Genomic DNA, 24,471 nt, shown 5'->3' with positions numbered 1-24,471 from the left:
ATCGGTCAATTTATATACTTGTCTTCGTTAAATACGACATCACTTTATTCGGAGACAGACAATGAAAACTCATTTAAAACAAGACAACTTTGGCAACTTAGACGCTGAATATTATGTAGAGCAAGCGTATGAGTTACGTCGTGAATTCTATGCTCAAGCCATCAAAAAAGCCGTTGTTCATGTTAAGCACTTTTTTGCTCATTTCTCAATCACACGACCACTAAAAGCGTTTCACCACTAAGACTGGTGCAATACCCAATGTTCCCGCTGATCGACAATACACAATAAGAAATCGATCCGGAAACGGGGTTTCCTTTCTAATTTAGTTCTATTTTTTTCTGCTCCCTTCTTTTTATATTTAACAGTCTTTTGTGCTTATCACCAACGCGTCTGACCCCCTCCCAATTGTTGTAAATCGACCAGGCGACTATCCTTACCCAAATGCGCGACTTGCGCCAATAAAAGCTCTGCGGTTGCCAAAGCATCGGTTAACGCATCATGACCTTGATAATCGGGCAAACTGTATCGCGCTCGACTGGCTGCTAGACGAAAACCGCCTTGCTGAATCGGTTGCTGTGAACGATGCGCTCTGGTGCGCTCAATGGCGAGGGTATCCAGCCAAGACACCTTAAAATCCGGTAATGCGGCTTGTTGCCAAGCGGATTTTAAAAAATCCAATTCCATCGGCGCATGGTGTACCACGAGTATCCGGCGACGCAAACACTGCCGTAAATACCGTAATACACTCGATAGACTCTTTCCCTGTGCCGACACGTCCGCCTCTGTGATCATATGAATGCCAACACTGTCACCCACTCGCGTATTACTCAACACCATATGCCGCGCACTGTCTAACTCGACACGTCCTTGATGTATCACCACCCAGCCAATACTCACAATCTGATCCTGCTTGGCATTCAACCCAGACGTTTCAATATCAAGCACCAAATAATCGTGCTCTGTCCAGTGCCGCTGAGCCGCACTTCGTGTTCTGCGCCACTGATGAAATGAATGAATGAGTCCGGGTGCCATTAGCTGTAACCTCGTAAAAAGTGCTGTTGCGCCACCTCTTGTGCTTCACGGATCATGCTAAAGGTCACCTTCAGATGTTTACGCTCTAATGGGCTCAGAGAAGAAGGGTCAAGGTAAGCGCTGGCTTCCCCTTTCGCTTGCCAACACCGACTTTGCGCGTCAAAACGCAAGCTGTTCAGCGCACTCCACGCGTCCATAAGATTGCGTGCGATGTCTTCACTGAGGTGCTTTTCTCTCACTGCTTGCTCCAAACGCGCCAGTGTCCCTACTTGATAGTGCTGACAGCTCAACCCATACAGACGCGCTAAGTCATTAACCAAAGCTAAGCCTTGATGTTTGAGGTCCAGTTGATGTTTATGTTCGCCCGACGATTCCAATAAAAAGTGCCGGAAAAAGCCTAATGGAGGCTTACTGCTCAATGCATTGCGCGTCAAGGTCGCCAGAAACAAGCTGTTCTTAGCAATATCGTCTTGTAATGACGTAATGACATCGTTGACAGGCGATGGATCGCCATACACACAGCGAATATCAAAGAAAATACTGGCATGCAATAAGGCATTAGGAGTGCTGCTTTTTACCCATTGGTTAAACGTCTGCTGCCAACGTGTTTTGGTGAGTCGCCATTGCGGGTTGCTGGCCATAATATTACCCGGACATAGACGAATACCACAGGCTGCTAACCCTTGGCAGATGTAATCACACAGTGTGGCAAAATACGCGCTTTCAACCTCATTAGGTTCCCGTTCTAACATTAGGCCGTTATCTTGGTCACTGCCAAGAGACTGATCTTTTCGTGCTTGCGAACCAAACACTAAAAACTGAAACGCCATCGGTGCACAGCCATACTGCTCAAGAGCTAACGCAATCAGCTTACGAGTAATCTGGTCACTTACCGTCGCCAACACCTTACCCACATCAGTAGGCTTCATCTCTGTCGTGACCAACTTCATGGTGAAGGCTGGCCATTGCTGACAAACCTCGACGAGGTCTTCCAACGACTTTTGTCGCTGAATTTGGTTGATCAATAACAAGGGACTCAACTCTTGTTGTCGCAACAAGTCTGTCACGGTGACAATACCAATGGGGGTATTATTGTCGTCTACGACCGGTAAGTGATGGATGTTGTGTTCACTCATAACGAGCTGTGCTTGGATCATCAGAGTGTCTGCAGATAAGCACACTGGATGTGCTGTCATGATCTCGCCGATTGTCATGTTTGCAGTGCCACCCAAAGCTAAAACACGGGAACGCAGATCACGATCGGTCACGATGCCGGACAAACCTTGCTCGTCGAGCAGAAGAACAGAGCTTACTCTCGCTTGCGTCATTTGCGCTGCGACTTTTTGGACCGTGTCACCCTGCGCTGCTGTAACCAAGGAACGACTCATTAGATGGGTAATAGGAGTAGATAAAGAAGAGTATGACGTAGGATCAAGTTGCGTTGGGTTATCTTGGCTAGGCTCTTTCGGGTCTGGCTCTTTCAAAGGAGACGCTTTTTGGCTAAGCGATAATTTACGTTGTCGATGGTGCCGGGTGTATTCAAAAAACAGCCCAAACGCCTCATTCTGTTCTAACATCTCGGTAAAATGCGTTTTGTTAAAACGGTAAACTAGGCTGTCTTCCATTGCAACAACTTGCAGGCCGTCAGGGTTATGGGCCAGCACACTGGACACGCCAAAGCACTCACCGTCAGCAATTTGATCCACCAAGCCACCCTGTGGATTGCGAATTTCACAGGCACCACGACGGATTAAATACAGCGTCGCTCGATCGTCTATTAAAGATAACGCCTCTCCTTGACGAATGTATTCCATGGATACCCCTTTTAATACCTGCTTTTGCTCAACAGAACTGAGGCTGGAGAAGGGAGGCGTCATCGCCATAAAATGCTGTACTTCGGGAATGTCTATTGCGGCCATAGTATTATTCTCTTTATTCGTTGGCATACAGGACAAAAAAAGAGCCACACCTTTTTGGTATGACTCTTTTTAATTTAGTACAGTGTGTGAACTTAATACAATCTTTGATTTCAAGAAAAACGGGCCCTTTCTCTGATAGAGCCTATTTAACCCGATACAACTCGGTTTCGACCTTGAGATTTTGCCTCATATAAAGCACTGTCCGCTCGAGATAATAAAGAATCCATGCTGTCGGTGTCATGGTATTCTGCCACACCAACACTGACGCTGGTTTCTAGCGTTTTACCCTCAATCGATAACGTGAAGTCCTTCACTTTTTGACGCAAGGTTTCCATCAATTTGATGGAGCAATCCAGTTCAGAGCAATTTAACGCGACCAAAAACTCTTCGCCGCCCCAGCGTCCCAACATGCCATGATCTTCGACCACACCTTGCATCAGTTTGCCCAAAGCAACGAGGACATCGTCGCCCACTTGATGGCCAAACTCATCATTGACTCTTTTGAAATAATCGATATCAATCATGGCCACACTCAGATGCGCAAGGGTCTTTTTATGTTGACTGCAATCCTCTTGCTGACACTCAAACGCTTGCGATAAGCGCTTCATGACCATACGACGATTGGGCAGTTCGGTAAGCGGATCAATGAGAGAGGTTTTTTCCAATTCGAGATTGAGATGCCTTAAGCTGTGCTGATAACGGTCGGAAATACGCGTCATCTTTTCAAGCTGACGAAGGTGCTTGTCAAAGCGCTCACTCAAGGTTTTCTCTCGCTGAATCATCATCTCTTGATAAGAGTCAGATAAGCGCGTTAGGCGCTCCATACGTTCCCACTGCTCTTGACTGACAGACCAAAGCTGACTGAGCACCTTCCCTGCTGGGTGACTCTGATCTTCAGGAACAGCAAGAATATCTTCCACCTGTTTTTCAAGTTCAGTAAGCTTGGTTTTCATCTATTTGCCTACAATGCTAAAAGGAAACGTGCAATCTTCTTTGAACTCTTCCGCCAGTTCCGCCACACGCTCGTTCTCGGCATCAAAGTACCAATTTACTGCGACCTTGCGACCGTCTTGAAACGCGGCTTCCATATCATCAAACATGTCCATCATCACTTTGATGCTACTGGTATTCAGGTACAGTAACTTCAATTCTACCGTGAGTGGCTGATCGGACTCTTGCAAATAGCGTGTGATCCACTCGGTCATGCTACCGAAGAGTTCATAAGAATTTTCTGGGTACGAATCCCCTTCCATGTATAAGGTGCCACTTTGCCACTCCCCCTTCACTGTCGGGGAAGAAACCGTTCCTTCTATTACTAAATCATTCATCGTCAATTACTCAAATTTGTATGCTTAAACTAAAATACGCTGTGCCATTGCCAATGTCTTGTAACCTTGCTTGCATAGGTTGTGAGGATTTACGCGCCATATCAATTAACCCCAAACCCGCACCTGTCACCGCATGTTCGTCACGCGGTTGACGTAATTGCGTTTTATAGGCGGCTTTTAATTCCGCTTTGTTCATATTAGCGAAGGAGTCGATACGCGCCACTAACTTCTGACCATCTTCTATCTCAACGATGTTACCTGCCGCTACTCGATAACAGCCTTGGGCATGACTCACAATAACGGTCGCTGTTTCAGCACCGGGCAATGAGGATGTTGTTGCATAATGCCGAATGTTTTGTGTGAGCTCAATATAGGCCGCAAATACATCCAGAGCAGAAGCGGGTGATAACTGTTCCGACTTCAAATAGTTTTTTAATGCATTACCAATTTCTTCGATCAAACTTCGGGAAATAGGACCATTAAAGCACAACAAAATATTGTCTGTCTCAAAACGCTCTCTCAAGCCGTATAAATCTGGTGAACTCATTCTGCCTCCCTTTTTATGCTGATGTGTTTTTTAAATCAAAGCGGAACGATAACAGAGTGATGTCGTCCCGTTGTGGTTGATCGCCCATGTAATCATCAAGCGCTTTTTCAAAAGAGTTTGCCTGCTCACCCAGCGGTAACGCGGCATTGTCTTTTAACAACGTTTCAAAACGCTGATTACCAAAGCCAAAGTTTTTCTCACCACCAGCCTGGTCTAAAAAGCCGTCTGTGGTCAAATAATATGTCCAACCTGAAATAGGTAACTCTGTGTTGGTGTATTCCCCACGCCGGCGATCGCCAATCGCACGACGTCCTGAATTATGCTTAATACACGCTTCTCCATTGCTTGCATACAGGGCAATTTTCGCCCCAGAAAAACGCATATTGTCGCCGTCGTTTGGCACATACACCAAGCCTACATCCGCATTGGTTGCTACCTTGTTGGCACTGATTTCTTCATTCAACATGGAACGCAATGTGTCATCAATCATGGACAGTAAAGCAGCAGGGTCTGTAATACCAATACGAGAAATGGAGTAATCAATAGCAGCACGCATTAACATGGTCATTAAGGCACCCGGAACACCATGACCTGCACAGTCTACAACACCTAACAAACACCCCTCATCCGCAGTATGAAAGACATAAAAATCACCACCGACAACATCACGAGGACGCCAAATCACACTGTGCTCCTCGCCCAGTAATTGCCGCATTTGTCGATCGGGTAAAATGGATTTTTGAATCAAACTGGCGTAGTCGATGGAGGCACCCATTTTTCCATGGGCTTCCACTACTTTTTCATGGGCGTGTTTTAACTCAGCAGTACGAGCCTGTACTTTGTCTTCGAGCTCTTGTGTGTGCACCCGAACCTGCTCTGCCATTTTGTTAAAGGTTTTGCTCAGGTCTCCAATCTCATCATTACTTTCTGCTGTCAGGGTTACATCATAGGAACCACTAGAAATGGCGCGAGCAGACAATTGTAATTGTCGAATCGGCGCAATTAACAAGCGCTCCACCACAAAGCCAAACACGATCAACAGCAAAATAAGCAACAACACGAACACACTGACCGCGGGTAGCACCAAACTGGTGTCAAAGATATTCACATTGGCTAGGTCGACATTGGTCACCACAAACCAGTCCAATAAAGGAAAATAAACAAACGCCATCAACTGTTTACGACCCTGTTGATTGACTACCACAGTGACGGCATGACCTTCGCTTTGTCGAGCCTGTTCTAATGCCCGCTTCACGTCTTGCTTGGAGTCGTCATCATCGAGCAGACTGAAGACAGAACTATTAGCCGAATCCTTATCTTTGGTGTTGTAGAGAATCACACCCTTGTCTTGATGAACTTCAATCAAACCTTGGGCATTAATGATAAAAGGCGTCACCCCTTGAGTCTGACTCTCAAGAAATTCTTCAGTAAAGCGATCCAGTGAAAAGCCTGTACCCGCTAATCCAACAAAAGCTCCCTTATCGAATACGGGAACATTGACCCACACCTTCATGGCCTGAAGTACTTCGTCATAATTCACATTAACGGCAAAGGCGTCATCCGCTGAGCGAGCGGCAAAGTACCAAGCATCCGCCGAGTTGTTCTTTTCTAGTCTATAGATGGGCTGTGTAGATAGCGGCGTGTCAACATCCGCAAAAAAGTACTGGCGCGACGCGTCATTGACAATAAACATGGCATGATTTTGAAACGTATTTAAATAACCCTGTGTGTTATCAAGCCACTGCTGTTCAATCGTCTTATTACCAGGGTTTGCCAGCCATTGTTTGGTTATAACAGAATCGGCAAAGCGTTCTGCCAAGGCGACTTCCCTCGCAACGGGAGTCAAAATGCGTTGATAGTTAAGTTGTGTAAAGCTGTTGGCGTAGTTCGTCGCGGAATATTCTTGACCCTTTTGCACAAACGACCAGCCGATCACGGCAATAATTAATACAGCAAATAAGCAGGTACCGGCTAATGCAATTAACGACTTGCCTCGTAATCCCCAACGTGCCATGTCTGTTTATCCTTGTCGGTAAAATGCTGATGTCTTATGACCGTATTGTAGCGCCATTTGTAAAACAAATAATACGTTACAATCTGAGTAGCGCCTACTCCGTAGATTACTTATTCGTCTTTTGGGTCCGGTTTATTTGATTAAATCGTGATCAATGGCATATTTTACGAGCCCCGCAGAACTGTGAATATCCAGTTTGTTTTTTATATTCTGCCGATGTGTTTCAACAGTGCGTACGCTGATAGTCAGCGCGCTGGCAATCTCTTTATTTGATAAACCGACGGCCAACTCTTTGAGCACAGCCACTTCCCTTTTGGTGAGCTCATCACACTGTTTTGGTGAACGGGCTGGGGAAAATAACGCCTGCGACGCCCCCGAGCTGAAATAGGTGCCTCCCTGATAAACGGTGCTAATGGCCTGAACCAGCTCCTCGGAAGAAACGTCTTTTAACACATACCCATTCGCGCCAGATTGAATTAAAGAGAGTATGTATTCCTTGTCATTGTGCATGCTTAGCATCAAGACTTTTACCTGAGGCTGCTCTACTTTAAAGCGTTTGGTCGCCTCTAGGCCGTTAAGCACTGGCATCGATACATCCATCAACACTAGGTCGGGTTGGGTTTGTGCCGCTTTTTGCAAAGCGTCCGCGCCGTTGGAGGCGGTGGCAATAATATCGATGTTTTCCTCAAGTTCTAAGCGTGCTTGCAGGCCGTCAAGCACCAACATATGGTCATCGACCAAGAGAACTCGAATTTTTTTCGTCATGGTGGTTGCTCTTTTTCAATGTATTAAAGTCGTTGCTCTAACGGCAACAGGGCATGTACCTTGGTTCCTTGACCGGGTTGAGAATCTAGCTTAAATTCGCCTCCCACCAGCTCCAATCGTTCACGCATATTGACCAAACCGATACCGGAGCGCAGCGCTGGCTTTTGCGAAAACCCTTCCCCATTATCTGTGCAATCAAACATCACAAACTCATCTGAACTTAGCACTTTTAGCGTTATTTGGGTCGCATTAGCGTGCTTTTCAATGTTGGTGAGGCATTCCTGAGCAAGACGATACAGGGTGATTTCTATCTCATCAGGCAAAGCAATTGGCACATCGAAATGATACGTTAATTGAATGTCAGTACGCTCCACAAACTGATCAGTGAGCGCTTTTAATGCGGTATCTAATCCTAGGTCATCCAAAATAGTGGGGCGTAAATTGTGTGATATCTGACGCACCTCACCAATGGTTTGATTAATCAAATCACTGGCCTTATGCAGCTCTAGCTCTATCACCTCTTTCTCAAGATCTCGTTTTAGCTTGTTCTCTGCTAACTCAACGCGAAATTTACAACTCACTAAGAGTTGATTAATACCATCATGCAGCTCCCGAGAAAAGCCCCTTTGTTCACTCACCTGCCAGCGCATAAAACGTTGCACCAGCGCTTTTAATCGCGAATCGGCCAGTTTCTGCTCACGTAAGTTGATGGCTAAGCCAAGCAGAATAACCAATAGCACCGTCACCACGACCACTTTTATTACCGCCGTAAAGCTGTCTTGTATGTTTTGGTGCATAGTGATTTTGGTCTTTGCTAATTCTGCGTATACACCATCTAAATATAGTCCTGTTCCCACAATCCAATTCCAACGATCGATGGCGACCACATAACCAATTTTATCTTCTTGTCGCATCAATGGCGGTTTTTCCCAGATATATCGATAGTAGCCGCCTCCCGCTTGCGCCTCATTAATCAGCCCTTGAATTAAATAGTTACCACTTCGGTCTTGGAAGTCCCATAGGTTCTGCCCGACAAAATCCGGCTGTGTCGGGTGTACCAAGTTGACGCCCAACATTTCATAGGCAAAAAAGTAACCATCTTCTTCATAACGTAATCTTGCGAGTAACGCTTTTACGCGTCGTTGCGCTTCCGCATCCTCTAAAGAAGCGTCATCCATAATCGGTTGAATGGCTGACATGGCAATACTCACGTGGTTTTTTAACGCTTTCTTCTTAGCATCAACCAAATTGAACTCATAAATCGACAGCTCTTCCTCAGCTAACTCTCTAGCGGACTGTAAACCGAGGTAGGTAATAATGCTGGTAGCAACAATTAACGGTGCCACCGCCAATAGAATGATGTTGATTTTTAGACCCATGCGACGACCTTTTTTCTGTTGTATCAGAAACAAAAAAAGCGGGGATACACCCCGCTTTATGTTGTTAACTGCCTAGGTAAGGTGAGATTAGCCCATACCATACCAATCAGGGAAGACCATAATACTCACCAACACCAACACTTGGATAGCGATAAAGGGAATCACACCTTTATAGATATCTGTAGTACGCACCGAACTTGGCGCCACCCCTTTGAGATAAAAGAGACTAAAGCCAAAGGGCGGTGTTAAGAAAGAGGTCTGAAGGTTCATCGCAATCAAGATGGCAAACCATACCATATTGATTCCCAACGCCTCAGCAACAGGCGCCAGAATCGGTACGATAATGAAAGCAATTTCAACGAAGTCGATGAAAAAGCCTAAAATCAAGATCGCTATCATGGCTAGGATGATGAAGCCCCATTTCTCACCGGGTAGATTCAACAATACTTCTTCAACGATGTAGTCACCGCCAGTGTAGCTGAATGCCATCGAAAAGGCCGTTGCCCCCATCAAGATCGCAAAGACCATCGCGGTGACTTTGACCGTCTCCAGACCACTATCGTACAACATCTTCCAGCTAAATTGACCGTAGATAAGCGCCAACACAACCGCGCCGACACCGCCCAATGCAGAAGACTCTGTTGGGGTCGCAATACCAGTAAAAATAGAACCTAATACGATCAGCACCAACGCCAAAGGTGGAATGATAGCTTTTAACGCACTGATGATTTGCTGAGCGCGTGTTTCATCATCCAAATCTTGCGGCATGGCTGGCGCCATTTCAGGCTTCAAGAAAGTGAGGATCAAGATGTAAACAATGTAACAGCCGATCAATATAGCGCCTGGGAACATAGCGGCTTGGAATAAATCCCCCACAGGAATACCCAGAACATCACCCAAAATGATCAAAATAATCGACGGTGGAATGATTTGACCCAATGTACCCGAAGCACAAATGGTACCGCAGGCAAGCGATTTGTCGTAGTTATACTTCAGCATAACCGGCAGGGAAATAAGACCCATGGCCACAACACTGGCGCCCACAACACCGGTAGACGCGGCTAACAAAGCCCCAACCAGAATCGTTGAAATGGCCAAACCACCACGCACACCACCAAAGAGTTTACCCATGGCTTCTAATAGCTGCTCAGCCAATCGGGTTTTCTGTAGCACGATCCCCATAAAGACAAAAAGTGGTACCGCCATCATAACGGTATTTTCCATGTAACTTTGAATACGGAATGGCATGAAAGCAAACATGTCGAAGCCTTCGGCAAACACACCAAAGATCAGCGCAATACCACCAAACGTAAAAGCAACAGGGAACCCTAGCAAAAGCATCACTAGGGCAACGAAGAACATGATTATTCCAATCATAAAAAACCTATAAACTTAAAATAGAGACAAGAATCAATGCTGAATGGGAGGGTGTGAGAACCCTTCTTGGCTTACGCCTCGCAACACATTAATGCAACGAATTAACATGCCTAAACCACTGATTGTCATAGAGAAAAAGGCCAAAGGAATAACAGCTTTGATGATCCAACGGTAGGGTAAACCACCCGGGTCGCCACTGGTTTCACCCAGTACAAATGCTTCATGCGCAAACCCAATACCGTAATACCCCACCACCAAAGTGAAAGGAATCAGAAAAAAGACACAACCCAATAAATCAATCCAAGCTTTACCACGAATCGATAGGTTTTCATAAATCAAATCGACACGAACGTGACCGCCATGCTGAATACCATAAGGAATACCGAGCAAAAAGATGGCAGCGTAAAGGTGCCACTCCAACTCTTGCATACCGATGGAGACGTCATTAAAAGCATAACGCATCAACACGTCATAAAACACATTACACAACAGAGCGATGAACAAGATCGTCGAAACAACGCCCAATGCATTAGAAAAACGAGTAATCCCTCGTTCTAGGTGGATTAACAACATAACAAACTCCTAGAAAAAAGCATGGCGAGCCGATGTGCTCGCCATGCTTAGAGGTTTTATTCCGCTAGACTATCGACACTATCCAAGTAAGCACGGTCGGAGATATTTGTCCAAACACGTGCTTTTTTCAGGTAGTTCGCTTGAGATTCCAAAATTTCTTTCGCTAATGGATCTTCAGCCGCTTTTTCATCAAGCAATTCTTGGTTAGCTTGCTTCATAGCAACCAGAACGTCTTGTGGGAACGTTTTTACCTGTACGTTAGGGTATTCTGTCTTCATGGTTGCCCAGTTTTCTGCGCTTTCATGGTAAGACTGAATGTACATGTCGTAGGATGCCAACTTCATAGACACGCGCAAAATTTCACGCAAGTCATCAGGGAGCTTTTTCCACGTACGCTGGTTCACAAGGAACTGAAGCTCAGTGGCAGGCTCATGCCAACCTGTGTAGTAGTAAGGGGCAATTTTATGGAAGCCCATACGCAAATCAAGTGACGGACCTACCCACTCTAGTGCATCGATCGTACGACGCTCAAGAGCCGTGTAAAGCTCACCAGACGCGATATTCGTTGGTTTAGCGCCCAGTTTTGCTAGAACTTCACCAGCAAACCCTGGAATACGCATTTTCAGACCTTTTAGGTCGTCAAGGGAGTTGATTTCTTTTTGGAACCAGCCGCCCATTTGGTTAGTGGTATTACCACCTGGGAAAGAAAGTAAACCGAACGGTTCGTAGACTTTCTCCATTAGCTCCATACCACCACCGTGGTAGAACCAACCATATTGTTCTGGTGTGATCATACCAAATGGCATCGTACTGAAGTAGAGCGTGTTTGGCACCTTACCTTTCCAGTAATAAGACGCAGAGTGGCCCATATCGTACTGGCCAGAGCGCACCATATCAAAGATGCCTAATGGCGCCTTGTGTTTATTGGAAGAGTCGATGGTGATTTTTAAACGTCCGTTGGACATTTCTTCAGCGATGCGAGCCATGTTACGTGGCGCTTCACCGAAAATGGGGAAGTTAGAAGCCCATGTTTCTGCCATTTTAAGTTTGTAAACTCTGTCTGCTGCAAAAGCAGGCATAGACATAGCAGTAACGGTTAGGGTTGTTGCAGCGATCAGGGTAGTGAATTTTAAGGATTTCATTATATTTATCATCCTGTTGTCATGTTTTTTATTATTAAAGGTCGAACATGACGGATGATGGCGCGAATAAAAAGTGCAAGCAATTCGTAGGAACACTGAACCCACATGAAAAAGTACGTAGACCAATACGTATTACTACGTAGAAAACCCATCACAGTAAAGAGTACCGCTTTGTTAATATGCTTTACACTCTATTCCCAGCAAACACTCGCTAAAGACTCAAAACTTGGCTTAGCGAAGTAAAAACCTTGAAACAGCTCGATGCCCATATCTCTTAAAGTATGGTATTCAGCTTGGGTTTCTACGCCCTCTGCTACCACAATCATTCGAAGGTCTCGAAACAGGTTTACTAGGTTTCGCACAATAATTTGTCGCTTCTCATCTTTATCAATATCACGAACCAATACCATATCAATCTTGGTGATATCCGTGGTTAAGTCTGCTAACTGGTTAAGTCCATTAAAACCGGAACCGAAATCATCCGTCGCGGTTAAAAAACCCTGTTGTTGATAATGTCGGATAATGGATTCTAGGTGCTGACTGTCGGTAATCTGCTCGTTCTCTGTAAATTCAAAGATGATTTTTTCTTTTGGGAAAGCAAACTCTTCCGCTGCGTTTAATGTAGTACGGATACACAGTTCCGGTTTGTAGACGGCATTGGGGAGAAAGTTAATACTCAGAAAACTGTCTTGTTGTATATTGAGTTGAGCCGCTAGTTTAATGGCCTTAACACGGCACGTTTGATCAAAGCGATAGCGGTTGTTGTCATTAACATGCTGAAAAACATGAAAAGCGCTTTCATTGTTTAATCCTCTGGCTAAGGCTTCTTGCGCAAAAACCGTCTTCGTTCGTATATTAACAATAGGCTGAAATGCCATCGTAAAATCGAAACCCAAAGCCTCTCCTGACGCACATGCTTTACAACCCAGTGGACGCGAAGTTTGCTGCTCCATAATATGTACTCCTTTATAAAATGGCTCAACATAGCCAGTGTCAATGTCACGCCGTGGTCTGATATCTGTGTATTGTTTTAACAGAGTATCAATTCATCACATGGTTACCAATAAAAAATGCCCTTCTCTTATCACGACGTATTCAGTCCGCTGATCAAACTCGGCTTAGTCAGCTTTGTGAATCCTTCATGGAAGACAAACAGAAGGCTTTCTTTTCGATTCTTTGTCATGCTTTTATTTGTACGTAAGCAAACATCATTATGAACCAAAAGGATGCAAAACATGACGATAAAAGCGGGAACCTTGCTGTTGCTTATCTCTCTTATCATATCGGGCTGCGCTTCACATACTCAGCTTGTAGGACATCAGGTCAGTAACCTAGACATCAATGCTGACATTGATCCAGACACCCCCATCATAGTGGTAACGGGCCAACAAGGTGATGCCTTAACCAATAAGCGGTATTTACCAGACTTAGCCAATGCGCTTGAGAAGCAAGGTTTTAATACGGTATCAAACGAAGCAGAGGCAGAGTACCAACTGATCGCTGATTTCCATTCTGAAGTACAAACCCGCACCAAAAAGGTCCCTGTCTTTAATAATGCTAGGAATATCCCGTACACAACCTGCTACCGACACCCAGATACTGGCAAACAACGCTGTATAACGCGCTTCCAACATTTCCAAGCCCCTATTGTCAGTGGCTACCAAACCATTGAAGTGGATGTGACGGTTTATACTTTGGACTTGATATTGAGAGATAAACAAGGAGCATTACTTTTAGAGTCGACGCATCGTTTATCCAGTGCAGAATGCTCAAAGTGGTTCATGTTTGCGTTTCTGGCGGAAGAGTCTGTAAAAAACATCAACTTAAGTGATCCCGTTGATCGTCACTATCAAGTCACTCTACCGGAGGACACTTCTTGTCATTGATTCGACGCATCCCTCTTGACAGGGTCTTTATATTTACACATTGTAACAAGAATACCTAAAAAGCCGTCTCTTTATTTGATCTGGCTTGCCCGTCGTGTCTTGCTTATTTGCTATAATGAGTGAATTAGATATTGAGTTTATTTTTTGTCTGGATTGGGTTCCTTAAATATGTTTTTCAACTCTGAATTGAAGAAAAAAAACGCAGCACTCACACTACAGCTTGAAGAAGAAAGAGCAGCCCATCAGCTTGCTTTACAGTCTCTGCAAGCACAACTAGATACCTCTACTGCCGAACTTGATGTTATCAAGGGTCAATCAGGAGGGAATGATGAGTTAATTCGCTATCAATTACGCGGTGGTGAAATGCTGAACTCTATCCGCTTTGGTCTTGCAGACAGCGCTGAAAACTTAATTGAAGAACGCAAGAGTATGGCCAAGCTGGACGATGTTTTTCAGCAAACACGAACCGCCTTGAGTCGTCTCAGTGAACGTGCTGGGCTCATTAATACACAGGCGAGTGACAGTATGGGCGCAGCCAATGTATTGGATAAAACCGCAAATGACATCAGTCAGCTGGTGTCGAGCATTCAAGAGATCTCTTCTCAGACCAATCTGCTTGCGTTAAATGCTGCCATAGAAGCCGCGCGTGCAGGTACGGCAGGTCGTGGCTTTGCCGTCGTCGCAGATGAAGTCAGAAATCTTGCTGGCAAAACGCACAGCGCCAGCGAACAGGTTGAAACCTTAGTCAAACAAGTCATTGCTCAGACCGAGCAGATCAAAGGCATGGTTAACCAAAACAAAGACAGTGCTATGGATATTTCAGCCTCGTCTGTACAGATTGATAAAGTGGTCGACAATGTGATTTCGCGTTCCGATCACATGCAGAGTGTTATCAGCGTTGCGGCGACACATTCGTTTTTGAATACCGTGAAATTAGACCATGCGGTGTGGAAAAACGTTATCTACGATCGCATCAACAAGAAAAAATTTGATGAAGAAGTCAACATGCACACTGAGTGTCGACTCGGTAAATGGTACTACGATGGCTACGGTGGTCGCCATTTCCAAAAATCGTCCAGTTTTAAGTCTATTGAAACACCTCATAAAATGGTTCATGAATCTGGTCGAAGTGCGCTAAAGGCCGCTCAGTTTGGCAACACACAAGAAATGCTTTTACATTTAGATAAAATGGAAACGGCCAGTTTGCAGATTATCGTGCATATCGATGACTTAATGGCGGAAATCAAGGAGAAATAGTCGCTCTCCATTGCGCCAGTCAGACCGCAATTCTACTTTTTTAACTTTATAAGACAGAGCAAGGATGCTCGTTTTCTCTTTCTGAAATCCTACCTTCTTTTCTCTTCTTACGCTTAATACACTCGATTACATTGGATCGACCTTTGACTCTCCTCGATGGGTAAACTCAATACACTCGGAACTTTTTTCTTAGTAAAGAATCTCAAAACTTGGTTTTAACGCCATTAACCGATACTATTTTTCATGATATAGATGGTTTTAGGCTATTGATTAAACAGGTAAAAGGCTATGCTTACGGCATTATTTCTTTGACTGTTTATAGGGTGCTCATAGCACTCGAACAAAGACTGATTGTTAGGATACACACCATGTTTGCACAGCACATTCATATAATATCACCGATCATTGAGAAGGAGTTTTGCGCTTGAGCTCACTTATTTGGCTGCCTTTTCTGCCTTTGTTAGGTACGTTAATTCCCCTTCTTTTTGCCCGTTTTAATCGTACTGCCTGCGCTTTTGCAACCGCGGCCTTACCCGCCTTAACGCTTTATCTCGTGCTGTCCTATGCAGGCGGTATTTTTCAGGGCGAACGCTTTCAAGAAGCCTTACCTTGGATTCCTGCCATTGGTTTAGAATTAGCATTTCGACTGGATGGACTGGCGTTACTCTTCTCTATTTTGATCCTTGGCATTGGTCTACTGGTCATTTTGTACGCGCGTTATTATCTTTCCAACGAAGACTCGATTGGTAAATTTTACGCCTACTTGATTTTATTTATGTTTGCCATGTTGGGTGTGGTTTTATCCGACAACCTTATACAGCTTTGGTTTTTCTGGGAATTAACCAGTATCAGCTCTTTCCTGCTGATTAGCTTTTGGGGACATAAAACTGAGGCGCGCAAAGGCGCCAGAATGGCACTGACGGTCACAGGCGCCGGTGGCTTAGCGCTGTTAGCGGGACTGCTTGTACTGGGAAATACCGTCGGCAGTTTTAGTCTACAAGACGTTTTGGATAATGGTGACCTCATTAAAGCCAGCGCCAACTACCCGATTATCGTTGTGCTGGTGTTATTAGGGGCGTTCACTAAATCTGCGCAATTCCCGTTCCATTTCTGGTTACCAAACGCCATGGCGGCACCCACTCCCGTCAGTGCTTACCTGCATTCTGCGACCATGGTAAAAGCGGGTATTTTCTTAATGGCGCGCTTTTACCCTGCCCTTGCAGATACAAATTTATGGTTCTTAATTGTTAGCTTAACAGGCTTAGCCACCTTTTTAGTGGGCGCCTATGTTGCTTTGTTCCAGCATGACTTAAAGGGATTGTTGGCAAATTCAACCATCAGTCATTTAGGGTTGATCACACTGTTGTTAGGGATGGGAACAGACCTCGCCGCCGTCGCCGCCATTTTCCACATTATTAACCACGCTACGTTTAAAGCGTCGCTGTTTATGGCTGCTGGGATCATCGACCATGAATCTGGCTCAAGAGACATGCGACACCTTAACGGGTTATGGAAGTACATGCCTTACACCGCGACGTTAGCCATGGTGGCTTCGGCTTCTATGGCAGGTGTCCCTTTGCTGAATGGTTTCTTGTCAAAAGAAATGTTCTTCACTGAGACGTTACATCAAGCGTCGCTTGGCTCTTTATCTTGGATCATTCCTGTGCTCGCAACATTGGGAGGGGTCTTTGCTGTGGCTTACTCAATGCGTTTTATTCACGATGTCTTTTTTAATGGTGAGCCTGTTAACCTACCCAAAACACCGCATGAACCACCACGCTATATGCGTGTGCCAGTAGAAATCCTGGTTGCCTTATGTCTAGTCGTAGGGATTGTGCCTAGCCTTATTGTTGGCGACCTGCTGCTGTCCGCTGCAACCGCGACACTAAACGGCCCTGCACCAGAGTACAGCTTGTCAATTTGGCATGGTTTTAACTACCCTCTACTGATGAGTGTGATTGCCCTAATTGGCGGTTTATTCGTCTATTATGCACGTTCTCATTTGTTTAAGTTTCAAGCGCAATTCCCTACCAGCGATCCAAAGTTAGTATTTGAAGGCGTGATGCAGTATCTCTCCACAAAAGCGGCTCGGATTATTGCTGTCACGGAAAACGGCTCATTACAACGTTATATTTTCTTTGTCTTAACCTTGGCTGCCATTATGACGGCATCAACTCTAATGAAGCTGAACACAACAGCAGGGCAACGTACTGTTATTCCACTCGATGCTTTGTCTATTACCTGTGCCGTATTGCTGTGTATTTCAGCATTAGCGACCGTGGTATGGCATAGAAAGCGCGTTGTGGCTCTGTTGACTCTGTCCGTAGTGGGTTTGATTGTGTCACTGGCCTTTGCACAATTTTCTGCGCCAGACTTAGCCCTCACACAGCTTTCTGTTGAGGTGGTCACGGTGATCTTATTGATTTTGGCTTTGTTCTTTTTGCCACAAAAGACCCCAAAAGAATCCTCACCTCGTCGTGTTGTACGCGACCTTGGGCTTGCCTCTTTAATCGGCGGAGTGATCGGTACTATCTGTTATGCTCTGATGACTCGCCCTCTTGATACCATCTCGACGTTTTTTACGGCCAACAGTAAGACAGGCGGCGGCGGTACCAACATCGTCAACGTCATCCTAGTGGATTTCCGTGGCTTCGATACCTTAGGTGAAATCACAGTATTGGGGATTGCAGCATTAGGGATTTATAAGTTGATCGCAAAAATGCGTCTCTATATGCCATCGACTAACAGCAATGGTTTGCCTTGGTCTGAAGACAAATACCCTCTCTTATTAAGTGTTATTTCACAGAGTCTTTTACCTCTGGCCTTATTGGTCTCTGCGTATATTTTCTTACGCGGTCACAATATGCCAGGGGGCGGATTCATTGCGGGACTGATTACTTCGGTCGCTATTATTCAGCAGTATGTTGCCCATGGCGTTGAGTGGATAAAAACGCGCATTAAATTGGATTATCAAATCATGATTGGTTCGGGGATTGGTATTGCCACACTCAGCGGTTTAGGCAGCTGGGTGTTCGGACATACGTTCTTATCCTCTTGGTTTGACTATTTTTACTTGCCCGTTATTGGCAAGTTTGAACTCGCCAGTGCCATGATTTTTGATCTTGGTGTTTTCCTCACTGTAGTAGGGGCAACCATGTTAATTCTTGCAAATCTCGGTCAATTGACCACCAGCGAGCGTCCGATTCAAAAGGAGCATGATTAATGGAAGGTTTATACGCATTTTGTGTGGGTTTATTAACGGCATGCGGTATCTTTCTCGCGCTGCGCGGGCGCAGTTTCTCCGTCGTGATCGGTTTGACACTGTTATCTTACGCCGTCAACTTGTTCTTATTTGCCAGTGGGCGACTGAAACTGAACGCTGCCGCCGTCTTAGGCGAGTCTGAACAATACAGCGATCCATTGCCTCAGGCATTGGTATTGACCGCGATTGTTATCGGTTTTGCGATGACGGCCTTTGCTGTGATCTTGGCCATGCGTGCTCGAGCCGATTTAGGGAATGATCATGTTGACGGCACCTTACCCACGGTACCCAATGATCTTCAGCAAAAATCAGGGGGAAACCAATAAATGCAACATTTAAGCATTTTCCCCGTTCTCATTCCTTTGCTGTTTGGCGCCATTATGTTGTTGCCGCCCTTATCACGGGACATCAATTCACAGCGTGTCAGCGCCATTATAGGAACGTTCTTTTTACTCATCTCTTCGGCTGTGTTGTTCTACAAGGTCAACGCAGAAGGGGTGCAACTCTATGCCTTAGGCGGCTGGCAGGCGCCTTTTGGTATTGCGCTAATAGCGGACAAGGTGTCCAGCTTAATGGTGCTGCTCAGCGGCTTTCTTGCCTTCGCCATTATGCTCTACGCGATTGCAGGCCAAGATAAAGGTGGTGCTTATTTCCATCCCCTGTTTATGTTTCAAATTATGGGCATCAACGGGGCGTTTTTAACGGGCGATATTTTTAACCTCTTTGTATTCTTTGAAGTTTTATTGATTGCGTCTTACGCGTTGTTAATTCACGCGGGCGGTAAACAAAAGACTCAATCCGCCTTGCACTATGTGATTTTGAACCTTGTAGGCTCAAGCCTCTTCCTGTTTGGTCTTGGCATACTTTATGGCACCTTGGGAACGCTCAACATGGCGGACATGGCCATCAAGGTAGGGCAACTAGAAGGGGAAACCGCAACGCTCGCCAAAACGGGTGCCTTGTTATTGTTGGTTGTCTTTGGTCTAAAAGCCGCCATGTTGCCGATGCACTTTTGGCTGCCTAAGACCTATGCCAGTGCCAGCGCACCGGTAGCGGCATTGTTTGCAATCATGACCAAAGTGGGGGTATACAGCATTTTCCGTGTTTTTACCGTCATCTTTGGTGAAAATGCCGGTGAACTCGCCAACATAGCAACGCCTTGGTTGTGGCCATTAGCCATTTTAACCATTGCAGTGGGTACAATAGGCGCCTTTGCAAGTCCAGGGTTGAAAACCCTCAGTGCAAACTTAGTGATTATTTCCAGTGGTAGTTTACTTGCCTGTGCGGCCATCAATACTGAAGCGGCCACCTCTGCAGCGTTGTATTACGCTGTCCACAGTACGTTGGCCTCGGCAGGCTTATTCTTACTCGCTGACATTATGTCGCGCCAACGCGGTAAAGCCGAAGATCGCTTTGTACGCTCTCGTCCTTTTGTACAACCTAGGTTATTAGGCTTTGCCTTTGCCATATTAGCCCTAGCCTTGGTTGGTATGCCGCCTCTTTCCGGCTTTGTCGGCAAAGTAATGATATTGCAAGCGACTGAATCGGGGGCTCAAACTATGTGGTTATGGCCGTTAATATTGATCGGTAGCTTGGCGGCCCTTATTGCTTTTTCTCGTGGTGGCACCACTTTGTTTTGGCGCCACAATGGTTCGGTATTAACCGAAGCAGAACCTGCGAAAAAAATTGAAATCGCCAGTATTGCATTATTGCTGTGTGTGTCTCCTATAATGGTACTGTTCGGCGGAGACATCACTGAGTTCACCCAGCAGGCTGCTCATTACCTACATGACATCCAAGCGTCTGCGTATGGTCTGTTACCTGGAGCGTCACAATGAGACTACTTCCAATGCCATCCCATAGCCTGCTACTTTTTGTGGTTTGGCTATTACTAAATAACTCAGCGAGCCCAGGCCATATTGTTTTAGCACTCTTTTTTGCGATTACCATTCCTTGGTTAGTTGCTGATATGCGTGATGAGCACCCTAAAATCCGTAGGCCTTGGCTTGCTGTACGTTATACCCTTATGGTCATGATGGACATTGTCACGGCCAACCTTGAGGTAGCATTGCTTATTATTGGGCCCATTAAAAAGCTCAAGCCTGGTTTTGTCGCGATTCCTATTAATATTCAGTCGGATCTTGGCATCACGGTATTAGCCAGTACGGTATCGTTAACACCGGGCACAGTGAGCGCAGAAGTATCTAAAGACAAAGCGTGGCTGTATGTTCATGCTCTACATCTAGACGATGAAGCCGCGTTGATTGACTCGATAAAACAGCGTTATGAAGCGCCTATAAAGGAGATATTTGGATGTTAAGCTGGACTATCATCGTTGTCGCAGTCTGTATTTGCGTCGCACTTATCTTAAATCTATGGCGGTTACTGAAAGGCCCAACACTTTCTGAACGTATTTTAGCCCTAGATACGATGTACATTAATGCCATCGCCTTGATCTTACTGTATGGGATTTACGCCAAAAGCGCCTTGTACTTTGAAGCAGCCGTGCTGATTGCAATGCTAGGCTTTGTCAGTACAGCGGCTTTATGTAAGTATTTACTTCGTGGCGACATCATAGAATAAGGACACCCAATGCCTTTTTATCTCGAAATTATTGTTTCTATCTCATTGCTTATTGGCAGTGCTTTTTTATTAATCGGCTCCTATGGACTGGTGCGTTTGCCTGATATTTATATGCGCTTACACAGCCCGACCAAGGCATCCACACTGGGTATTACAGGAATCCTTGTTGCTTCTATGATTTTTCAAAGTCATTTAAAAGGATTTTTATCTATCCAAGAGCTCTTAATCACTTTGTTTTTGCTGATCACCGCGCCGGTTGCAGCAAACATGATTGCTAAAACGGCATTGCATCATCGCGCCAAGCCGTTAGAGCGAACACAAAATCAAGAGCTTATTGATGTTATTCGTGATCGTGAACCTCCTCGCTCACCACATGATCCTTCGTAAGTAAAAGAGCGGTGTCTTTTGCCAGCATGGGCTTATAAAAGTGATAGCCTTGAAAGATATAACAGCCCAATGACATCAACATGTCTGCTTGCGGAGCGGTTTCAACGCCCTCCGCAACGATTCTTAGCTTTAAACTTTGTGCCAAGTGAATGATGGTTTCGCAGATTTTTGTATCCTCCGTGTGTTCCGCACATTCCCCCACAAAAGATTGATCAATCTTCAATGTATCCAGTGGTAAACGCTTTAGATAACTCAAGGATGAATACCCCGTTCCAAAGTCATCAATGGAAATCTTGATACCCAAGGCTTTCAACTGTGCCATGACTTCGATACAACGTTCTATATCATGTAAAAAGACACCTTCCGTAATTTCCAATTCCAGCCATCGACCTTCAATACCATAAAAATCCATTTTCTTAGCGATATAGGTCACGAGACCATCAGACACCAGATGTCGACCCGAAATATTAACGGCAATGGGAACTAAGGTACGCCCTTCGTCTTGCCATGCTTGTAATTGAATAAAGGTCTGATTCAATACCCACTCATCAATGTGGATGATCAAATTTGATTCTTCTGCAATAGGGATAAATTCCGCAGGTGATATCATTCCCTTAGTAGGATGCTGCCAACGTATCAGTGCTTCTAAGCCAATAATCCGATGTTTCTCTTTAAGCACTTTCGGCTGGTACACCAAGAAAAACTGCTCTAGTGCCAACGACTCTTTGATTTCTTTCTCAAAACCAAATTTTTGAGTCGCTATATTCGTCATGTCGGAGGTGAAAAATTGCGCATTGTCACGCCCCTTTTCCTTTGCCCAATACATGGCAATATCCGCTTGCTGTATCAGACGCTCCGAATCAAGGCTTTGCCCCTCGGTATAAGCCACGCCAATACTGGTGGGAATCGTAAAATACTGCTCATTCAGATAAACAGGCGCACGCATAGCCTCAAGAATTTTTTGTGCGCGCTGTTCAAGACGTGACTTGGTAATGCGTTCTGTCATCATCAAGACAAACTCATCCCCTCCCCAGCGTGCAGTCACATCGCAATCATCAGACACAACGTTTAATCGTCGCGCCACTTCGCACAACAATTCATCCCCCGCTTTGTGTCCCATGGTGTCGTTGATGATTTTGAAGTTATCCAGATCTAGGAACAACAAGCCCACTGAAGTCTTCTGCTTAGTTGCAAACAACAGGGCACTTTCCAATGCATCCATTAAATAGGTTCGATTGTATAATCCGGTTAATGGATCACTGTAAGCTAGAGACTTGAGCCTTTGTTGCATCTTCACTTCTCGTGTCATATCTCGGATATGAAGTGTGTACTCACTGTCTGCTGAGTTTTCTTTGTCTGCCCGAGTAATCGCGATTTCAGCTGGAAAAGAACGATTGGACTCACGTTGTAGACGGAAGGGGTTGCGTCTGTTTAATATCAAGCCGTTAGAGGAGGAAAAGCCGGACATAAGGCTTTCAGATATTTTCTGACGATCTTTCTTTACAATAAACAGCGTAATGAAATCCTCGCCTTGCACTTGTTTTTTCAAACAACCAAAAGTGCGCTCAGCCGCTAGGTTAAACTCAATAACCGAACCATAACGATCAATGGTGACAATGCAATCCATCGATGAGTTTAAAATCGCAGACTTGCGGATTTCACTTTCTTTAAAACGCATAAGCGCATCGTCTCGCTGTGTAATCTCGCTGCTCACACGCTCAATCACTTGATTGTATTTACGCGCAATTTGACCGACTTCAGTAAAAGGCTCTTCTGGGACAGGGGTAGAAAAATCAGCGTGATTTTGTTGATACTGCATAGACGTGAGCAAGTCAAACAGCTCCGTTGTGGCCTTATGCTCCGCAACGTTTAGCCCCTGTTCTTCCTGCTCACGGCTCGCTCGTAATGGCATGACTCGATTTAATAGCCACATGGCAGCATAGCCCACGACAAAACAGTACACACCGATACTCACCACACCCAGCGCCTGAATGCCGAATTGTTCCAGAGTACTCAAACCATTGTTTAACTTGTCGGCTTGACCAAACAAAGCCACGCTCAATGTTCCCCAAATACCCGCAAAAAGATGCGCGGGAATCACATCGAGGGCATCATCTAAACGCCAACGCTCCATTAACTTACTGCCGTAATAAACAATCGCACCCGATACGGCACCAATCATAATCGCCGACCCAGGCGAAACAATGTGACAGGAAGCCGTAATCCCCACCAAACCTGCAATGGTGCCATTTAATACAAACCCCACATCAACAAAGCCGTCGCGGAGATAATTAATCGCCGTTGCAATGATTCCACCCCAAGCGGCAGCAATAAACGTATTCAGCAAAATCAGAGGAACCGCGTCCGTCAACATCAGCGTACTGCCACCGTTAAAACCAAACCAGCCAAACCAAATCAATAAGGTCCCTAGGGCGGATAAGGGTAAATTGTTCCCTGGCGGTAAGCGGATGCCTTTCTCGAATCGTCCTAATCTAGGCCCAATAATCATGATCGCGGCCAATGCTACCCAACCACCAACAGAATGCACCACAGTGGAACCGGCAAAATCAATAAACCCTCGAGCCTCTAACCAACCTTGGGAGTCATTCGCGCCGTAGGCCCCAGACCAAGCCCAGTGCCCTACGATCGGGTAAATGAGAGCGCTCAATATCAGCGTGATCACTAAGTAACCAGCAAATGTCATGCGTTCAGCAACCGCTCCTGAGGTTAATGTCGCCGCCGTTCCACAGAACATCATTTGGAAAAGAAAAAAACTGATTTCGCCAGGAGAGTGATGGTCATCAAAAAAGAAATCACTGCGACCAAAAACACCCGCAACGGAATCCCCAAACATAACGCCAAAGCCAAATAACCAGAAAATAGTGGTGGAGAGAATGAAGTCAGAAATGTTTTTGGCCGCCACGTTAAGGAAACTGCGATTAAGTCCCCAATATGAGACAATGCCGATCTGACCATTACCTCAAGACCGAATGACATGAATCAGCTTTCCTTCGCCGATA

General features: G+C 45.4%; 22 protein-coding genes. 9 read left to right on the top strand and 13 right to left on the bottom strand.

All coding sequences use genetic code 11. The features are described from left to right. Positions 1–61: 61 nt before the first annotated feature. Positions 62–241, top strand: coding sequence for a hypothetical protein (locus LG368_RS04230; RefSeq protein ID WP_226753489.1), 180 nt, complete (start codon positions 62–64; stop codon positions 239–241). Positions 242–378: 137 nt separating this feature from the next. Here LG368_RS04230 and LG368_RS04225 read toward each other — a convergent pair whose 3' ends face one another. The 12 genes from LG368_RS04225 to LG368_RS04170 all read right to left on the bottom strand — a co-directional run bounded on the left by LG368_RS04225 (position 379) and on the right by LG368_RS04170 (position 13,029). Beyond that, complete coding sequence (locus tag LG368_RS04225) at positions 379–1,032, bottom strand: 3'-5' exonuclease (RefSeq protein ID WP_226753488.1); 654 nt, start codon at positions 1,030–1,032, stop codon at positions 379–381. Then, the gene (locus LG368_RS04220) at positions 1,032–2,951 is read right to left on the bottom strand and encodes a DUF294 nucleotidyltransferase-like domain-containing protein (RefSeq protein WP_226753487.1); all 1,920 of its coding nucleotides are present in this window, start codon (positions 2,949–2,951) and stop codon (positions 1,032–1,034) included. The genes LG368_RS04225 and LG368_RS04220 overlap by 1 nt, the downstream gene beginning before the upstream one ends. 146 nt (positions 2,952–3,097) lie before the next feature. Continuing rightward, positions 3,098–3,904 (bottom strand): diguanylate cyclase domain-containing protein, encoded by an 807-nt coding sequence (locus LG368_RS04215; protein ID WP_226753486.1) that lies wholly within the window; start codon positions 3,902–3,904, stop codon positions 3,098–3,100. Continuing rightward, positions 3,905–4,279, bottom strand: a complete 375-nt coding sequence (gene siaC, locus LG368_RS04210; RefSeq protein WP_226753485.1) for a biofilm regulation phosphoprotein SiaC — start codon at positions 4,277–4,279, stop codon at positions 3,905–3,907. It lies immediately after the preceding gene. A gap of 10 nt (positions 4,280–4,289) precedes the next feature. After that, a complete protein-coding gene (gene siaB, locus LG368_RS04205; protein WP_226753484.1) occupies positions 4,290–4,826 on the bottom strand; it encodes a biofilm regulation protein kinase SiaB in 537 nt (178 codons plus the stop codon). 13 nt (positions 4,827–4,839) lie between these two features. Continuing rightward, positions 4,840–6,840, bottom strand: a complete 2,001-nt coding sequence (gene siaA / locus LG368_RS04200; RefSeq protein WP_226753483.1) for a biofilm regulation protein phosphatase SiaA — start codon at positions 6,838–6,840, stop codon at positions 4,840–4,842. 132 nt (positions 6,841–6,972) lie between these two features. Next, positions 6,973–7,605, bottom strand: a complete 633-nt coding sequence (locus LG368_RS04195) for a response regulator transcription factor (protein ID WP_226753482.1) — start codon at positions 7,603–7,605, stop codon at positions 6,973–6,975. A gap of 23 nt (positions 7,606–7,628) precedes the next feature. Beyond that, positions 7,629–8,984 (bottom strand): cache domain-containing protein, encoded by a 1,356-nt coding sequence (locus LG368_RS04190; protein WP_226753481.1) that lies wholly within the window; start codon positions 8,982–8,984, stop codon positions 7,629–7,631. Between the two features lie 87 nt (positions 8,985–9,071). Then, the gene (locus LG368_RS04185; protein WP_226753480.1) at positions 9,072–10,361 is read right to left on the bottom strand and encodes a TRAP transporter large permease; all 1,290 of its coding nucleotides are present in this window, start codon (positions 10,359–10,361) and stop codon (positions 9,072–9,074) included. Between the two features lie 33 nt (positions 10,362–10,394). After that, positions 10,395–10,934: a TRAP transporter small permease subunit gene (locus LG368_RS04180; protein ID WP_226753479.1), complete on the bottom strand. Its 540-nt coding sequence runs from the start codon at positions 10,932–10,934 to the stop codon at positions 10,395–10,397. 56 nt (positions 10,935–10,990) lie between these two features. Further along, positions 10,991–12,076, bottom strand: a complete 1,086-nt coding sequence (locus LG368_RS04175) for a TRAP transporter substrate-binding protein (RefSeq protein ID WP_226753478.1) — start codon at positions 12,074–12,076, stop codon at positions 10,991–10,993. Between the two features lie 191 nt (positions 12,077–12,267). Then, on the bottom strand, positions 12,268–13,029 hold the full coding sequence (locus LG368_RS04170) for an EAL domain-containing protein (RefSeq protein ID WP_226753477.1): 762 nt from the start codon (positions 13,027–13,029) through the stop codon (positions 12,268–12,270). A gap of 282 nt (positions 13,030–13,311) precedes the next feature. On the opposite strand from LG368_RS04170, the gene LG368_RS04165 reads away from it, so the two are divergent. The 8 genes from LG368_RS04165 (at position 13,312) to LG368_RS04130 (ending at position 21,451) form a co-directional block, all read left to right on the top strand. Beyond that, on the top strand, positions 13,312–13,962 hold the full coding sequence (locus LG368_RS04165; protein ID WP_226753476.1) for a hypothetical protein: 651 nt from the start codon (positions 13,312–13,314) through the stop codon (positions 13,960–13,962). A 168-nt stretch (positions 13,963–14,130) separates the two neighbouring features. Continuing rightward, positions 14,131–15,219 (top strand): methyl-accepting chemotaxis protein, encoded by a 1,089-nt coding sequence (locus LG368_RS04160; RefSeq protein ID WP_226753475.1) that lies wholly within the window; start codon positions 14,131–14,133, stop codon positions 15,217–15,219. Positions 15,220–15,643: 424 nt separating this feature from the next. Next, entirely contained in the window at positions 15,644–18,442 is a 2,799-nt protein-coding gene (locus LG368_RS04155; protein WP_226753474.1) for a monovalent cation/H+ antiporter subunit A, read from the top strand. Next, positions 18,442–18,807: a Na+/H+ antiporter subunit C gene (locus LG368_RS04150; protein WP_226753473.1), complete on the top strand. Its 366-nt coding sequence runs from the start codon at positions 18,442–18,444 to the stop codon at positions 18,805–18,807. Before LG368_RS04155 ends, LG368_RS04150 begins: the two co-directional genes overlap by 1 nt. Continuing rightward, positions 18,808–20,319, top strand: coding sequence for a monovalent cation/H+ antiporter subunit D (locus tag LG368_RS04145; protein ID WP_226753472.1), 1,512 nt, complete (start codon positions 18,808–18,810; stop codon positions 20,317–20,319). It abuts the gene before it with no gap. Beyond that, the gene (locus LG368_RS04140; RefSeq protein ID WP_226753471.1) at positions 20,316–20,801 is read left to right on the top strand and encodes a Na+/H+ antiporter subunit E; all 486 of its coding nucleotides are present in this window, start codon (positions 20,316–20,318) and stop codon (positions 20,799–20,801) included. Before LG368_RS04145 ends, LG368_RS04140 begins: the two co-directional genes overlap by 4 nt. Beyond that, the gene (locus tag LG368_RS04135; RefSeq protein WP_226753470.1) at positions 20,795–21,064 is read left to right on the top strand and encodes a K+/H+ antiporter subunit F; all 270 of its coding nucleotides are present in this window, start codon (positions 20,795–20,797) and stop codon (positions 21,062–21,064) included. The genes LG368_RS04140 and LG368_RS04135 overlap by 7 nt, the downstream gene beginning before the upstream one ends. Positions 21,065–21,073: 9 nt before the next feature. Further along, positions 21,074–21,451: a Na+/H+ antiporter subunit G gene (locus tag LG368_RS04130; RefSeq protein WP_226753469.1), complete on the top strand. Its 378-nt coding sequence runs from the start codon at positions 21,074–21,076 to the stop codon at positions 21,449–21,451. On the opposite strand, the gene amt is transcribed toward LG368_RS04130, so the two are convergent. Then, positions 21,405–24,413 (bottom strand): ammonium transporter, encoded by a 3,009-nt coding sequence (amt, locus tag LG368_RS04125; protein WP_338086302.1) that lies wholly within the window; start codon positions 24,411–24,413, stop codon positions 21,405–21,407. The genes LG368_RS04130 and amt overlap by 47 nt on opposite strands. Positions 24,414–24,471 lie beyond the last annotated feature (58 nt).

Source organism: Marinomonas algarum, from assembly GCF_020532605.1.
Taxonomy (GTDB): Bacteria; Pseudomonadota; Gammaproteobacteria; order Pseudomonadales; family Marinomonadaceae; genus Marinomonas; species Marinomonas algarum.
This window is presented reverse-complemented; position numbering and strand designations above follow the sequence as displayed.